Source organism: Streptomyces sp. TLI_146, from assembly GCF_002846415.1.
Taxonomy (GTDB): domain Bacteria; phylum Actinomycetota; class Actinomycetes; order Streptomycetales; family Streptomycetaceae; genus Streptomyces.
In genome coordinates, this window is record NZ_PJMX01000001.1 from 7,233,592 (window position 1) to 7,249,008 (window position 15,417).

Genomic DNA, 15,417 nt, shown 5'->3' on the forward strand with positions numbered 1-15,417 from the left:
GATACCGAAGGCCTACGCGCCGCGCTGGCGCAGGGCGGCGAGGGCACGGTCGGCGTGGACGCTCATCCGGATCTCGCTCTTGACGACCTCCAGCACCCGCAGGTCGGTGTCGATGACGAAGGTGACGCGCTTGGTCGGGGCGATGCTGAACCCGCGCTTGACGCCGAACAGCTCCCGTACGGTGCCGTCCGGGTCCGAGAGCAGCGGATAGCCGAAGGAGTGCTTCTGCGCGAACTCCGCCTGCCGCTCCACCGCGTCGGCGCTGATGCCGACCGGCTGGGCCCCGAGCGCCCGGAACTCCCCGGCGATGTCGCGGAAGTGGCAGGCCTCGGCGGTGCAGCCGGGGGTGAAGGCGGCCGGGTAGAAGAAGAGCACCACCGGGCCCTGGGCCACCAGCTCGGAGAGGGTACGCGGGGTGCCCGTCTCGTCGGGGAGCTTGAAGTCGTCGACCTTGTCGCCAATTCTCATGGGCGCAGTCAACCACTGGCGGCGGGGAGGGCGGGGCCCGGGGCGCACGGGCGCAGCGGACTGTCGTCGCATTCCCACCTGCCCCGCGACGCCTGGCACGGGCAGGGCCGCCCTCGGGGCGACGACGGGAATGTGACGCCGAGCCCTAGCCGATCCCCTGCCGGTCCGCCTCCAGTGCGAACGAGCGCTCGGCCGCCTCCGGAACGGCTCGTTCCACGGCTTGGACGAGCAGGGCGCGGTGCCGCAGCAGCGGCGGGCGCCGCTGCTCGGGAGCGAGCCGCAGCAGTTCGTCCAGGGCCGCCACGAGCCGCCGGGTGACCTGCGGGCTGCCGACGGAGTAGATACGGATCTCGGCGAAGCCCAGGTCGACGAGGTCCTCCCAGGAGGGGACGGGCTGCACCAGCCGTACGGCACCCTGGCGGTCACGGTGTCCCACCGCGCCGAGCGGCCGGTGGGCGAGCTCGGCGAGCAGCTGCACGATCCGGTCGAGGCACTGCACGGCCGTCGTCGGATCGTTCACGGCGGGGGAGAGGGCCCGCAGCGCGATGTCGCAGAGCTGCCGCAGCCCGAACCCGAGGTCCTGGTGGAACGTGCGCTCCACCCCCACCGACACGGTGTACCCGAGCGCGCCGCGCGACGGCGCCCGCCCGCCGTGCACCGCGAGCACGGGCGTGCCGGGCACCACGAAGTCCCCGATCCTGGGGATCAGCCGCAGCACGACGCCCTGGCGCCGGGCCGCGCGCACGAGCCGCGCGATGTTCACGTCCCGCAGCACCCCGGCGCGCCCGCTGTGCCCGATCTGCCCGCTCTCCGCCGCCGGCGGCTCGTCGCCCATCCGTCCCCGCGGCATCTTGTGCACCACCCGGAACGCCTCGGTGGTGATCCGGTCGACGACGTGCCCGACGCGCATCAGCCGCAGCGTGGCGTTCACGTACGCGATGAAGAGCAGCAGACTCAGCGTGACCATGGCGATCGTGAGCAGGCTCTGGGTGAAGGGCACGCTGTCGACGATCTTGGGATCGGTCTCCCCGCTGTACGAGGTGAGGACGAGCAGCGACAGGGCGAAGGTCGCCAGGAAGACGGCGAAGGTCAGCTTGGTGATCCGGGACCGTACGAAGATCCGCACCACACGTGGGGTGAACTGCCCGCTCGCCATCTGCACGGCGACCAGCGAGATGCTGAAGACGACACCGATGAAGGTCATCATCGCCGAGCTGACCGTGGTGATCACGGTCTTCAGATCGTCGACGATCCCGATGAGATCGCTGACAGCGTCGTACTCCCGCTGCCGCTGGAGCTCCTGGACGATCGCCGTGTCCAGCCAGAACGCCAGTTGCCACAGCACGCACACCAGCGCCAGCGCCGCGCTCGGCGCGAACCAGAAGGTGTCCCGCAGATGCTCCCGCAGCGGCGACAGCATCCGGGGCCGCCGATAACGCTCGCCGTTGCCCACACCCCGAGGCTAGGGCCCGCGCCCCGCACGACCTGCGCCCCACGCCCGGCGAGCCCACCGCCGTACCCACATGGTGGCGCGGACGCGCCCTCTGCGACTTTCACGCTGGGTGCGCGCACGGCCACCCTCGGCCCCCACCCCGGCGATCCATGGCCGAAGAGCCCGAACGTCACCCATGCCAAGGCCCGGCGATCGCCTGACCACGCAATATGCGGGTGAACACCACCTCAAACCCCTGGTAGAGTTATCTCTGTCGCCGCGGGGGAAAAGCCCGCGAGACACACACCTGGTCCGGGTGGCGGAATGGCAGACGCGCTAGCTTGAGGTGCTAGTGCCCTTTATCGGGCGTGGGGGTTCAAGTCCCCCCTCGGACACCAGCGAGAACCCCAGTTGATCTGGGGTTTTCTGCGTTTCTGGGGTGTGGCGTGACCAATCGCGTGACCAACAGCCCAGAGAGTTGCCTGGTCAGACCAGGGATGAGAGGCCGCGGCCCGCACCGGAGGCGGCGAGCTTGCGCGCCCCGTCCTTACGTGAGTGCCCGTAGCGGGCCATCGTGTAGCCACGGCGAGTGGTGCCGCACGTTAGCAGAGACCTCTACGGGGTTCTCCCCGGCCTCCAGATCGTTCGCGACCTTGCTGTGCCTCCAGTCGTGGATGCGGAAGTCGTCCGGCAGGTGCAGCCGGTTCCGGAGGGTGCGCGCACCGTGCGGATACCTTCTCGGGGTCCTGGGGGCCGCCTGCCTCACCCCTATAGGGCTTGAAGCCGTCCCGAGCGAACACCAGGTCCTGATCCGCCCAGGCGGAGCCGAGCCGCTTCCGCTCGGGATCGCGACGTGAACCGCGCCACGGTCGTCCAGCTCGACGCCTACCGCCCGGCCCCGGCCCCGGTGGATGCCCCCGCGCCGAAGCACCCGGAACCGCTCCCGAACCCTTCTTGGCGCTGCTCTGATCAGCTCGAACAAATCAACGAATGCCCCTGCCGAATCGGCAGGGGCATTCGTTCGTTCGAGCCTATGGCCGGCTGATGACGTTGTTCGGGTCGTCCAGCCATACGCGTTGTCCGCTGCCATCGACCGACAGCCCGAATCGGGAACGGCCGGGCTTCCCTAGGTCATGCCAGTTGAGGAAGGCCGTCTGTACTTCGGCCCATAGGGCTCGGGGACCGTACTGCTCGACCTCGTATGTCTCCGCGCCGGGGGCGTATTCCACGGTTGCCCACGACTTCCGATCGTCGGAGAAGAACCACAGCGTGGCCTCTCCGCTGTCGTCGTCCGCATCGCACCATCGGTACCAGGCGTCAGTGACACTCAGGCTCGTGAAGAACGCCGGATCGTCCTGGATGACGTTTTGCGGAGCGATTTCGGTCGTGCCCTTCTCCCCCTCCTCCTGGTGGTACAGCTCAGAGATCCGTCCCGCTCCGGCCCGGTGCGAGCGGTCCCACATGAAGGCGGGATAGCCGGAGAACCCGCCCTGCGCCTCGCCGTCCACCACGTCGAGCGTGGCGTAGGAGCCGCTGAAGAAGCTACTGCCCCACGGGGTGACGATCCGTCCCGAGGGGCACTGCTCCAGCCAGGTTCGCGGGATCTCGCGCATGGTGCATGTACAGATGATTCGCCGGTACGGGGCACCTCCCGGGTATCCGTGGCGGCCGTCGCCGGCCACGACGGTTGGGCGGAACCCGGCGTGTTTCAGGTTCTGCCGTGCGAGGGCTGCCACTTCCGCGTCCACCTCCACGCTGAACACGTTGTGATCGCCCAATCGGTGGGAGAGCCAGGCCGCGTTGTAGCCGGTGCCCGTGCCGATCTCCAGCACGGTGTTGCCGTCTCGTACTTCGAGCAGGGCCAGCATTTCGAGCATGACCGACGGCATCGACGAGGACGACGTGGACAGTCGGAACGCCCCCTCCGGGGTCTCCTGTCCGTCGTTGACCTGAGTGACTACCGGCACGTCGCTGTAGACCAACTGCGCCCAGGCTTCGGGATCGGCGCTGATGTCGCCGCCCTCGAACACCTCGGGGACAAACAGAGACCGGTCCACCGAGGCGACGGTATGCCGCCATTCCTTGGGTAGAACGCTCTTGCTCTCCAGACACTCGACGAGCTCTTGCTGGCTGGCCATGGGCCCTCACTTCTTCGGCGGCTCGTACGGCTTGGTCGGCCCCGGCGGCCTGTCGCGGTGGCCGTCACTGTCGGAGGTGTCCGGCTTCCCGGAGTGGTCTCCGCCCTTCTTGCCCATGATGTCCTCACTCTCCTTATGGATGGGGTGGATGGGGGTGCAGCCCGCTCCCCGCCGGGACCTCACACCAGCAGGGAGCGGATGATCAGGGGGTGAGCTTGCCGGTGGCGGTCAGAGTGATGATCAGAGCTGCTGTGCCCCAGCTGAGGAGAGCCAAAGTTCCGCCCCAGAAGGAACCGTCACGGATGATCTTCCAGCCCCTGTAATCGACTCACCTCTCGCCCCTGATGGCGGCGGGGGCGCGCACGTTGCGGTTATGTCTGACCAGCGCTCTGAGCTGGATCAGCTCCCTGTCATTGGCGGCCCGAACGGCCACGGTACGGGTGTGCCAGCGAAGTCCCGAGGGACGAGTGAGGATCAGCTTCGTGCCGTGCTGCTCGTGGACCACGCCCACCATCTGACTGCCCCTGTCGAATACGGCCGTGCCGCGCTTCCAGTCCGCTACCGGGGCCGTTCCAGGCTCACGTGCGTTCGTCATGCTCCATGCCTCCGGGCCGCTTCATCTCTTGCGGATACCGTGCAGCCGGAAGCGAGCTCAGCCCAGGGACAGGGCGTGCGAGTGCTCAAATCAGGTAGGACGCAGTGTCCCAGTTAGCTCTCAATCTCCAAACGGATCGCCAGATCTCTGATGGGGGAACTACGGCGCCGCTCGCGCTCCCGCAGCTCCGCGATGAGGTGCCGGGATGTGGAGTGGTAGCGCATCCACTCAGGGGCTGTCTGTTCAGCAGCCAGTAGAGCCCTCGTAGCTTCTGGGGCACGGTTCATCTCCGCGTAGGCCAGAGCGCGGTCCAGATGATGCCGGGCGAGCCAAGTAGGCGGCAAACTAGCCGAGTTGGTGATGCGTCTGGCGTGGCTCAGAGCCTTGTCCGGCTTTCCCATGTCCACGTACGCGTTCACCGTCGCCACTCCGGCGTTCGTCGGTCCGAAGGGCGTCGCGTAGTCGAGTCGGTCAACACCGATGCGTGCGGCTGCCGCCGTGGCCAACGACAGCAGTTCTTCGGCCGTGTCGGTGCGCTCCGCCCGGACTGCGGCACTGGCGCCGCGAAGCAGAAGAATCCCCCACAGCGACAGGTCGATCGGCGCCGACCTGAAACCGGGCTCGATGCGCTCCGCCATCCGGACTGCAACTTCTTCGGCATCCGTCACGCGCCCTTGCTTGGAAAAGATCCAAGAGAGCGACGAGACCCCGATGATTTCCAAGCGTGGATCGTCGGACTCCTTCGCGGCAGCCATGGACCGCTCCAGAGCCGTATAGGCAGCGTCCTCCTTGCCGAACGCGGTGAGCGTCGTGGCTGCCACCTGGTACGCCTCGGCAAGCACGCCGCAGGCCGCTGCACGATCGGCGCCCGTGTACTCATGGACGGCGGCACGGGCATCGGCCAAAAGGGTCGGCAGCAGTGCGGTGATCTTCGTTAACTCACCCTGGCGACGGATCCGCTCGGTGCTTCGGATGCTGTCGCGAAGCTGGGCGACTGTAGGCGGCGACACCTCGTCAGGCTCACCGAGTCCTGGAAACCCCGATACCGGGGTGACTGCCTGCCTCAACGCGAGGAGGCTCGGCGGCTCTCCTCCGTCGCTCGGCTCCAACACCCTGGGCGCTCCGAGAAGTACAGACGTCTCCACGTCCAGCGCCCGCGCGAACTTGTTGAGCGTGCTCATTCGAGCCGTCATCCGCTGGTTCTGCTCCAGCTTCCGAACCGTATCCACGCTGAGCTGAGACTTCTCGGCAAGCTGCTCCTGAGTCATGCCACGACGCATGCGCAGCTCGATCAGCCGGTCCCCAAGTGTTGTCGCCATGGCCCTGCCTGTCGGAAGAGTGAAGCGCCTCGGGACTACGGTACGCCGCACGGGCTTGGCCCGGACGCGCTCCAGTCCCGTTGACCACGTGACCAACGCATGACCAACAGCGGTCCGAAAGGGCCCGAAACAGGGTGAATGCATGACCAGCGGAAGCGGTCAACTCTGCGGTGTGTCGCGGGTCGTCGAGCAGGTCAGAGCTATAAAGTGCTGGTGTCTGAGTGTCCGAGTGGAGAGTTCAAGTCCCCCCTTCGGACACCAGCGAAAACCCCAGTTGATCTGGGGTTTTCTGCGTTTCTCAGGGCCCTGGGAGCCGCCTGCCTCGCCTCGGTGGAGCTTGAAGCCGTCCCGGGCCAACACCAGGTCCTGATCCGTCCGGGTGGAGCAGAGCCGCTTCCGCTCGGCCTCCTGCCGCTCCCTCTGCCACTTGAGTACGAACACGCAGTCGCGGACGCCGTAGCACTTGGGGCAGTGGACAGAGCCGCCGATGTGGGGCTGCCGGAAGAACTCCACGAGGTCCGCGTAGCGAGGATCGACCCACGCGACCACGGCTCAGGGGGGTCGAGGAAGCGGATGGCGACGCCCCGGCGCCGCAGCTCAGCTGCGGCGCAAGCTCACTCATGACTGACCGGTGTGGTCGAGGCTCCCGAGCCGGATCACCTCGGCGACTCTCTCGGCCAGGTATGCCGGGAGCTGACCCACCTCGACCCAAGCCGTCCCCTTGCGGCTGAGCATGGGCCGCAAGCGCGCCGTCCGAGTCGCCTCAGCCCCCATACCGTTCAGAGCTTCCCTGAGCGCGTCCGTGGCGTTCTGAGCGCGGTCCCAGGCATCGCGCCATTCCTGCATCTCCATCATTTCCCCCGCTTCGCGTGGGGGTGATTGCGCACCTCTGCCGCAGCGTCGTACGCCGCACTCCACTTCTTCGCCGCCTTGGCTTCCCTGAGCTCCCTCACGAGAGCCACGCACACACCACAACCTTCCGCCGGGGTGCAGTCGTACAGATATGTCTCCACGGCTCCGGCCAACTCCACCGGCGGTTCCGGGTACTTGAGCGGACTGGTCATGGCTTCCTCTCGTCGGCGTATTCGGTACCTGACGAGTGTCTGCCTGATGCCGCCTCCGGCCGGCCTTTATTGTCGTTGTGGGGTAAATGATCACGCACGGCAGTCTGCGGCCCACCGGCCGAGCAAGGCTCTGGCTTCGTCGCCGAACAATGCGTGACGCTCGTACATGCGGAAAACTTCGAGATGTTCCGCAATATCCCTGGCGTCCTGGAAAACAATACGGCCGGTGAATGTCTCGACAGTCGCCAGCCGCTGGTCATAGACGGTGAAGGTGTTCATGGGCCCACGACCCACAACTGTGCCTGTAGGGATGACCCCGATACGCACATTGGGCAGGTGGGAAATTGAGGCGAGCCGATCCATCTGGACGGCCATAGCCGCAGGCGGGACAACGGCCCACCTGACAGCTTGTTCTGTCAGCAGGAACGTGAAATGTTTCGTGCTTTCGTAGAGGACTGCTTGCCGTTCCAGCTTCCTCGCGACCGTCTTGGTTGTGTCCACTGGGGAGTTACTTAGGCTGGCCCTGATGTATTCAGGTGTGGCGAGGAGTCCCGTCACCATCGCAGGCAGGAAGTAGCGGAGCGCCGAGGCTTCCCCTTCAAGGCTGGCCAGCTCGGCTTGTCGCTTCTCCAGCCCTCTTCGCCACGATGCCCGCTTACTTTGCCGCTCTGTATTGGCTAGCCGCGCCAGGGCAGTAACTTCGGCCAAGAGTTCGGGAGGCGCATCGAGGGCTCTGAGAATCAACTCAACATCGACAAGACCAGGGGTGACTCGACCAGTCTCGATATTGCTCAACTTGGTCTGAGAAATATTGCAGCGCCGAGCTAGCCAGACTTGAGTACGCCCGGCTCGCTTTCGCATGCTGCGGAGTGTTTCTGCTAGGTCAGCTTTCGACTGGCCTAGCTGGTCAGGGTCGAGCGTCAAGGCCCCTCACGTACTCCTCGAAAGGTACTGCGTGCTCCCTGGCGACCCGCTTCCACTCCCGATAGGGGGTCGGATCACCTTCGTACGCTTCACGATTTATCTGAGTTCCGTCCGGGCGGAAGTTCAGGTGGACGATGCGGGAGTCGTCGAACATCCACCAGTCTCGGCCTGAGAGCGGCAACCCGAAGTCGTCAAGCGTCACATCCAAGATGCGAATGTCTTCCCCAGCGGAAATGTTTCCGGGGATGCCCCAGGCGAATTGATACAGCTGGTAGTCGGTGAGCGGCTGACGCACGATGCGGACACGTCCGATGCGCTTGCCGGATTCGATGTACCCACGCACTCGTTCGTGCCAACGGGCATTGTGGCCGGTGGGCTTGTCCTCACCGCGCAGGAAGCGGGCTACGTTCTCCTGCTCCTTGGGCATGGTGTACGTGGGCTGCGCCTCGAACCGCCACGCTTCGCGCTCGAAGGCGTCGAAGGAGCGGCGCCAGTCGTCACCATCCAAGAGCACGGACAGCCTCCCTCAGAACGTGCTCCGGGATCTCCACCAGTCCCTCGCCCGGGAGCGGAGTGAAGGCATGGGACACGTCACCCTGGACGACGATCGAACCGCTCTTGGTCCGGTAGACGTTCGGACAATCGGCGTCGTCACAGTTGGGTCCGCCGACGCTGTCAGTTCCTCACGCGCCATGATTCCCCTTCTCGGGTGCAGGGGCGTTCCCTGTCGCCAGGAGGACGGTAGGCCGGGCCCGCATGCCAGGTCTATGGCACTTCGTCAATATTCGTGTTGTCGGGTAGAGGATCTTGAGCACCCTGACCAGTCACGCGCACGTGAGGGTTGGCCACGCGACCAACGCATGACCAACAGCGGGAGGCCCGGCACCCCTCGCGACTCCCGCTCCAGCCGGATGCGGTACACACGGACCAGGTTCGTGGTGAGCGGCTTCCTGACCGCCCCGATGTGCGTGACCCGCTGCCCGGCGCGGCGTATGCCATCGAAACAAGACCGTAGTGCCTGGTTCCGTTCGGTGGAAGATCCCTTTACCGGGTCTTCTGTGGCATTTGAGGCCTGCTTGAGGTTGGGCAGCGGCTGGAAAAATGAACCGCTCGGTAGGTATTCTTAGGTGTTCCATCGCGAGCCGCCGTTGTCCCCGCACCGTCGGCACCGCCATCCCCGCCGTCACCCCCACCCCACCGAACACCTCGCAGGGGAGCAGTACTTGAACGCCACAGCCACAGCCACAGCCACAGCCAGAGTCACAGCCGCAGCCACAGCCAGAGTCACAGCCGCAGCCGCAGTCGTCACCGCCATGGCCGAGCCCACCTGGGAACTCCTCGCGCGCGAAGTGCCGCGCGAGCTCCCGCTCGGCGCCTGACTCGCGGGCGCCCGCCGGACGTATCCGAGGCGTCCGGCGGGTGCCCGCGGCCGACCCCCCCGCCCGGGGTACAGCGTCACCACGTGGCCCGGGTCACTCAACTCGCGGCCGGGCGGGGGCTGTTGGCCCGGGTGTTCGGATGTCTACCCTGTTACAGGCCTTGAGGGATGGAACGCCTGAGGGGGAGACGCATGAGTACCGATATCAGGAGCGGCACCGAGGACACAGCGCGACCGAAAGAGCCGGCGAAGGGTGAGAAGCTGGCCGACTGGGCGGACGGGCGCCTCGGCATCTACTCCATCGCCCGGACCCAGATGCGCAAGATCTTCCCGGACCACTGGTCCTTCATGTTCGGCGAGATCTGCCTCTATAGTTTTCTCGTCCTCATTCTCACCGGCATCTATCTGACGCTCTTCTTCGAGCCGAGCGGTGTGGAGGTCGTCTACCACGGCTCGTACACCCCGCTGAGCGGCGTCCGGATGACCAGGGCCTATGAGTCCACCATCGACCTCAGCTTCGACGTACGCGGCGGGCTGCTGATCCGTCAGGTCCACCACTGGTCCGCGCTGGTCTTCTGCGCGGGTCTCCTTGTGCACATGATGCGCGTGTTCTTCACCGGGGCCTACCGCAAGCCCCGCGAGCTGAACTGGCTGTTCGGCTGGACCATCCTGTTCACGGCCCTCATCACCGGCCTCACCGGCTACTCCCTCCCGGACGACCTGCTCTCCGGCACCGGCATCCGGTTCGCCGACGGCGCCATCCTGTCGATCCCGATCGTCGGCACGTACATCTCCTTCTTCCTCTTCGGCGGAGAGTTCCCCGGGCACGACATCATTCCCCGGCTCTACTCGGCGCACGTGCTGCTGCTGCCGGGGCTCATCCTGGGGCTGGTCGTCACCCATCTGATCCTGGTCTTCTACCACAAACACACCCAATTCGCCGGTCCCGGGCGGACCGAGAAGAACGTGGTGGGTGCTCCTCTGATGCCCGTCTACACCGCCAAGGCGGGCGGGTTCTTCTTCCTGGTCTTCGGGCTGCTGACGATCATGGGTGCGGTGGCGACCATCAACCCCGTCTGGGCGATGGGGCCCTACCGGCCGGACCTCGTCTCGACCGGCGCCCAACCCGACTGGTATCTGGGCTTCTCGGAGGGCCTGATCCGGGTGATGCCCGGCTGGGAGATCAACGCCTGGGGCCATACGCTCGCCCTCGGCGTCCTCATCCCCTTCATGCTGTTCCCGGTGCTGCTCGCCGCGATCGGTGCCTATCCGTTCATCGAGGCGTGGGTCACCGGGGACAAACGCGAGCACCACATCGCGGACCGGCCGCGCAACCACCCCGTCCGCACCGGCCTCGGCACGGCCTGGCTGGCCATGTACTTCGTGTGTCTGATCGGCGGCGGCAACGACCTGTGGGCCACCCACTTCCACCTCTCGATCAACTCGATCACCTGGTTCGTCCGGATCAGCTTCTTCGCCGGACCGGTGCTCACCTTCATCGTCACCAAGCGCATCTGCCACGGACTCCAGCTCCGCGACCGCGACAAGGCGCTGCACGGCCGGGAGAGCGGCATGATCAAGCGGCTGCCGCACGGTGAGTACGTGGAGGTGCACGAGCCGCTCGACCAGGGCCAGCTCTACAAGCTCACAGCGCACGAGCAGCCCGCGCCCTTCGAACTGGGCCCGGAGGTCGACGAGAACGGCGTACGGCGCAAGGTCCCCCGCTCCCAGCGGCTGCGCGCCAAGCTCGCCAAGGCCCTGTACGGGCCGGGCTCGCACGTCCCCAAGGCGACCGTCGAGGAGTACAAGCAGATCCAGGCCTCGGGCCACGGCCACGAGCAGGTGGAGGAGCAGGAGCGCCAGCCGCGTTAGCGGCAACAGGCATCAGTACGGAACACGGGCCCCGCCGGTCGTCGCGGCGGGGTCCTGTTCGTCTTGCGTACCGCCGCTCGACATGGATACGCCACTGGGTCTTCCGTATTGCTCGCTGTTCTTGGAACACTCCAGTCGCTTCTGTCCCCACACCCTTGCAGAGGTCACCTCACTCATGGCTGAACTCAATCGGCGCCGGTTCATGCAGCTCGCCGGCGGCACCGCGGCCCTCACCATGCTGTCCGACAGCATCGCCCGCGCCGCCGCCATCCCGGCGCAGGGCAGCACCGGCAGCATCCAGGACGTCGAGCACATCGTCGTCCTGATGCAGGAGAACCGTTCCTTCGACCACTACTTCGGCTCGCTCAGCGGCGTCCGCGGCTTCGGTGACCCGCGCCCGGTCACGCTTCCCAGCGGCAAGTCGGTCTGGCACCAGGAGGGCGGCGGCAAGGAAGTGCTGCCGTTCCGGCCCAAGGCGGACAACCTCGGTCTCCAGTTCATCCAGGACCTCAACCACGACTGGGCCGGCGGCCACAAGGCGTTCAACAACGGCAAGTACGACCAGTGGGTGCCCGCCAAGACGTCGACCACGATGGCGTACCTCACCCGTGAGGACATTCCGTTCCACTACGCGCTCGCCGACGCCTTCACCATCTGCGACGCGTACCACTGCTCGTTCATCGGCTCCACCGACCCGAACCGCTACTACATGTGGACCGGGTACACCGGCAACGACGGCACCGGCGGCGGGCCCGTCCTCGGCAACGACGAGAAGGGGTACGGCTGGACGACGTACCCCGAGCGCCTGGAGAAGGCCGGGGTGTCCTGGAAGATCTACCAGGACATCGGCGACGGTCTGGACGCGGCCGGCGGCTGGGGCTGGATCAACGACGCCTACCGCGGCAACTACGGCGACAACTCGCTGCTGTACTTCAACAACTACCGCAACGCCAAGCCCGGCGACGCGCTGTACGAGAAGGCGCGCACCGGCACCAACGCCAAGGCGGGCCAGGGCTTCTTCGACATCCTCAAGGCCGACGTGAAGGCCGGGAAGCTGCCGCAGGTCTCCTGGATCGCGGCGCCCGAGGCGTTCACCGAGCACCCCAACTGGCCCGCCAACTACGGCGCCTGGTACATCGCCCAGGTGCTCGACGCGCTGACCTCCAACCCCGATGTGTGGGCGAAGACCGCGCTGTTCATCACGTACGACGAGAACGACGGCTTCTTCGACCACATCGTGCCGCCGTTCCCGCCCTCCTCGGCCGCCCAGGGCCTGTCCACGGTCTCGACCTCGGCCGACTACTACGCCGGCGACATCAGCCACGGCGCCGGCGCCTACGGGCTCGGCCAGCGCGTCCCGATGCTCGTCGTCTCGCCCTGGTCCACCGGCGGCTACAGCTGCTCCGAGACCTTCGACCACACCTCGATCATCCGCTTCATGGAGCGCCGGTTCGGGGTCCAGGAGCCCAACATCTCGCCCTGGCGGCGGGCCATCTGCGGCGACCTGACCTCGGCGTTCGACTTCGGCAAGTCGAACACCACGCCCGCCTCGCTGCCCTCGACGGCCGGCTATGTGCCGCCGGACCACAACCGGCACCCGGACTTCGTGCCGGTGCCGCCCGCGACCGGCAGCGTGCCCAGGCAGGAGCGGGGCTCGCGCCCGACGCGGCCGCTGCGGTACGCGCCCTACGTGGACGGCTCGGCGAACGTGTCCACCGGCAAGTTCACGCTGACCTTCGGCGCGGGCGCCTCGGCCGGGGCCCAGTTCTTCGTGACCTCGCCGAACCGCACCGACGGGCCGTGGACGTACACCACCGAGGCGGGCAAGACGCTCTCCGACGCGTGGAACACCGCGTACTCCAAGGGCACCACCGACCTCACGGTCTTCGGTCCCAACGGGTTCCTGCGCACCTTCCGCAACCCCGGCAAGACCGCGGGCCCCGAGGTGACCGCCCGGCACAACGCGGCCACCGGCAACCTCGACCTGACCCTGACCAACGCGGGCACCTCCAGCGCGCGCCTCACGGTCACCGACGGGTACAGCGGCGCCTCCCAGGCGCTCACCGTCCAGCCGGGCGCCACCGTCAAGTACACGGTCGACCTCACCGCGAGCAAGCGCTGGTACGACGTGTCGGTGGTCTCCAGCACCACCGCCACGTTCCTGCGCCGGTTCGCCGGACACGTGGAGACCGGCGCGGTCGGCGTCAGCGACCCGGCGATCCTCACCGCCTGACCGTCCCGTGGCAGTGGCCGGGCCGTCCCCCTGGGGGCGGCCCGGTCCGCGTGTAGGGGTCCGGTCAGCGCGCCAGGAGCTCGCGCACGGCCTCCACCACCTCCGCCGGGGGGCCTCCTCCGCCATGAAGTGGCCGCAGGAGACGGTCCGGTGGACCAGGTCGGGGGCCCAGGTGCGCCACAGCTCGGCCGTCCCGGCGTCGGGGGCGGCGCCCCAGTCCTGCTGGAGCACGGTCACCGGCATGCGCAGCCGGTTGCCGGAGCGGCGGTCGGCCGTGTCGTGCTCGATGTCGATGTGAGCCGAGGCGCGGTAGTCGGCGACGATCGAGGGGACGGCCGCGCAGCAGGCCCGCGGATACGCGGCGCGCACCTCGGCGGGGATGGCGGCCAGGTCGCGGGTCCACCGATCCTGGAGTCCGGGGGAGCGATGCGGTGGGTGCGTTCCCTGGGGCCTGACCTGTGCCGAGCGAGCGGCCGGATCGGGCCAAATCGTATGACTCCGGCAGGTGGAGGGTATTGCTGCGCGTCATACTGGTCGGCCACGGATCGCGGCGGACAAGGGGAAGCACGGTGTTGGAGAGGGTGAACGGGACGGGCACGTCCCGGAACGGGGGGCGGCACGCCGTCGTCATCGGGGCGAGTCTGGCGGGGCTGCTCGCGGCCCAGGTGCTCGCGGACCACGCCGACCGGGTCACGGTGATCGAGCGCGACCGCCTGCCCGACGGGCCCGAGCCGCGCGGCGGTGTGCCGCAGAGCCGCCACACCCACGTCCTGCTGACGGCCGGTCAGCGGGCCTTCGACGAGCTGCTGCCGGGCATCACGGACGAGCTGCGCGAGCACGGCGCGCCCCGGATCGGCATGCCGAGCGACATCGCGCAGTGGCAGGCCGGGAGCTGGTACCGGCGCACCGAGGCCACGGCCCATATCTTCTCCCCCTCGCGGCCCCTCCTGGAGTGGCTGGTGCGCCGCCGGGTTCTGGCCAACCCGCGCATCGAGACCGTGCAGGGCACCGAAGTGGTGGGGCTGCTCGGCGACGCCCGGCGGGTGCGCGGGGTGCTGCTGCGCGAGCGCGGCGCGGCGGCCGCCGCGGTGGGCCGCGAGCCGCAGCTGCTCGTTGCCGACCTCGTGGTGGACGCCTCCGGCCGTGGCACCCGTGCCCCCGACTGGCTCACCGCGCTGGGCGCGGAGCGGCCCGAGGAGGAGACCCTCGACACGGGGCTCGCCTATGCGACGCGGGTGTACCGGGGCCCGGCGCGGGGGTCCGACTACGACGACATGAACGGCCACTTCATCGTCCCCAACGCCGGCCAGACGTACGGGGCGGTGGTCATGCCCGCCGAGGGCGACCGGTGGATGGTCACGCTCTCCGGGCTGCGCGGCGCCGAACCGCCCACGGACGACGCGGGGTTCACCGAGTTCGCCGACCGGCTGCCGCACCCGATCGTGCGCCGCTGGCTCGACGGGGCGAAGCCCGAGTCCGCCGCGCTGTCCTACCGCACCACCGCGAACGTCCGCCGCCGCTACGACCGCCCGGGCCTGCGCCCCGCCGGGTTCCTGGCCACCGGCGACGCCCAGTGCGTGTTCAACCCGATCTACGGACAGGGCATGACGGTCGCGGCCCTGTGCGCCGTCGCCCTGCGCGACGTGCTCGGCGACACCCGTCGTACGCCGACGACCCGCCGCGTACAGAAGGCGCTGTTCGCGGCGGCGCGCCAGGCGTGGGACATCTCGGCCGGGTCGGACAAGGGCATGCCGGGCGCCGAGGGCAGCGCGGCGGGCGGCACGGTGGCCGACCGGATCTCCGGCTGGTACCTGGAGCGCGTCCAGCTGCGGGCCACCGGGGACCCGGTGGTGGGCGCGGCCTTCCGCGAAGTCCTGTTCCTGACGGCCCCGGTGACGTCGCTGTTCGCGCCGCGCATCGCGAAGGCGGTGCTGTTCGGCCCGGTGCGCCCCGCGCCGCAGGAGCCGCCGCTGCGGCGGGAGGCGATGCAGTAG

Annotated in this window: 10 protein-coding genes, 1 tRNA gene and 1 pseudogene; 4 read left to right on the forward strand and 8 right to left on the reverse strand. The window is 67.9% G+C overall.

Features of this window, described 5'->3' with window-relative positions:
* Positions 1 to 12: 12 nt before the first annotated feature.
* Both BX283_RS32170 and BX283_RS32175 read right to left on the reverse strand, forming a co-directional pair.
* Positions 13 to 468 carry a peroxiredoxin gene (locus tag BX283_RS32170; RefSeq protein WP_101390943.1) on the reverse strand — a complete coding sequence of 152 codons (456 nt, stop codon included), beginning with the start codon at positions 466 to 468 and terminating at the stop codon, positions 13 to 15.
* Positions 469 to 613: 145 nt separating this feature from the next.
* Positions 614 to 1,888 carry a DUF2254 domain-containing protein gene (locus tag BX283_RS32175; RefSeq protein ID WP_101390944.1) on the reverse strand — a complete coding sequence of 425 codons (1,275 nt, stop codon included), beginning with the start codon at positions 1,886 to 1,888 and terminating at the stop codon, positions 614 to 616.
* A gap of 322 nt (positions 1,889 to 2,210) precedes the next feature.
* Between BX283_RS32175 and BX283_RS32180 the strand changes: the two genes are divergently transcribed.
* Positions 2,211 to 2,298 (forward strand) — tRNA-Leu (locus BX283_RS32180).
* Positions 2,299 to 2,931: 633 nt separating this feature from the next.
* Here the strand turns inward: BX283_RS32180 and BX283_RS32185 are convergent.
* The 5 genes from BX283_RS32185 to BX283_RS32220 form a co-directional block, all read right to left on the reverse strand.
* A complete protein-coding gene (locus BX283_RS32185) occupies positions 2,932 to 4,038 on the reverse strand; it encodes a methyltransferase domain-containing protein (RefSeq protein ID WP_101390945.1) in 1,107 nt (368 codons plus the stop codon).
* Between the two features lie 328 nt (positions 4,039 to 4,366).
* On the reverse strand, positions 4,367 to 4,633 hold the full coding sequence (locus BX283_RS32190) for a hypothetical protein (RefSeq protein ID WP_143676507.1): 267 nt from the start codon (positions 4,631 to 4,633) through the stop codon (positions 4,367 to 4,369).
* A gap of 113 nt (positions 4,634 to 4,746) precedes the next feature.
* Positions 4,747 to 5,952, reverse strand: coding sequence for a helix-turn-helix domain-containing protein (locus tag BX283_RS32195; protein WP_101390947.1), 1,206 nt, complete (start codon positions 5,950 to 5,952; stop codon positions 4,747 to 4,749).
* Between the two features lie 1,154 nt (positions 5,953 to 7,106).
* Complete coding sequence (locus tag BX283_RS32215) at positions 7,107 to 7,940, reverse strand: helix-turn-helix transcriptional regulator (RefSeq protein WP_101390951.1); 834 nt, start codon at positions 7,938 to 7,940, stop codon at positions 7,107 to 7,109.
* Positions 7,924 to 8,454: a DUF6879 family protein gene (locus tag BX283_RS32220; RefSeq protein ID WP_101390952.1), complete on the reverse strand. Its 531-nt coding sequence runs from the start codon at positions 8,452 to 8,454 to the stop codon at positions 7,924 to 7,926. Before BX283_RS32220 ends, BX283_RS32215 begins: the two co-directional genes overlap by 17 nt.
* A 1,056-nt stretch (positions 8,455 to 9,510) precedes the next feature.
* On the opposite strand from BX283_RS32220, the gene BX283_RS32230 reads away from it, so the two are divergent.
* On the forward strand, positions 9,511 to 11,190 hold the full coding sequence (locus BX283_RS32230; protein ID WP_101390953.1) for a cytochrome bc complex cytochrome b subunit: 1,680 nt from the start codon (positions 9,511 to 9,513) through the stop codon (positions 11,188 to 11,190).
* Positions 11,191 to 11,365: 175 nt separating this feature from the next.
* Entirely contained in the window at positions 11,366 to 13,423 is a 2,058-nt protein-coding gene (locus tag BX283_RS32235) for a phosphocholine-specific phospholipase C (RefSeq protein WP_101390954.1), read from the forward strand.
* 64 nt (positions 13,424 to 13,487) lie between these two features.
* Here BX283_RS32235 and BX283_RS41805 read toward each other — a convergent pair.
* A pseudogene (locus tag BX283_RS41805) lies at positions 13,488 to 13,831 on the reverse strand (alpha/beta fold hydrolase); the annotation flags it as partial.
* 161 nt (positions 13,832 to 13,992) lie between these two features.
* On the opposite strand from BX283_RS41805, the gene BX283_RS32245 reads away from it, so the two are divergent.
* Complete coding sequence (locus BX283_RS32245) at positions 13,993 to 15,417, forward strand: NAD(P)/FAD-dependent oxidoreductase (RefSeq protein ID WP_101390955.1); 1,425 nt, start codon at positions 13,993 to 13,995, stop codon at positions 15,415 to 15,417.

Excerpts from the sequence above, each read along its gene's own strand:
- BX283_RS32170 (WP_101390943.1), bottom strand. The coding sequence starts at position 468 with ATGAGAATTGGCGACAAGGTCGACGACTTCAAGCTCCCCGACGAGACG.
- BX283_RS32195 (WP_101390947.1), bottom strand. The coding sequence starts at position 5,952 with ATGGCGACAACACTTGGGGACCGGCTGATCGAGCTGCGCATGCGTCGT.
- BX283_RS32185 (WP_101390945.1), bottom strand. The coding sequence starts at position 4,038 with ATGGCCAGCCAGCAAGAGCTCGTCGAGTGTCTGGAGAGCAAGAGCGTT.
- BX283_RS32230 (WP_101390953.1), top strand. The coding sequence starts at position 9,511 with ATGAGTACCGATATCAGGAGCGGCACCGAGGACACAGCGCGACCGAAA.
- BX283_RS32175 (WP_101390944.1), bottom strand. The coding sequence starts at position 1,888 with ATGCTGTCGCCGCTGCGGGAGCATCTGCGGGACACCTTCTGGTTCGCG.
- BX283_RS32235 (WP_101390954.1), top strand. The coding sequence starts at position 11,366 with ATGGCTGAACTCAATCGGCGCCGGTTCATGCAGCTCGCCGGCGGCACC.
- BX283_RS32190 (WP_143676507.1), bottom strand. The coding sequence starts at position 4,633 with ATGACGAACGCACGTGAGCCTGGAACGGCCCCGGTAGCGGACTGGAAG.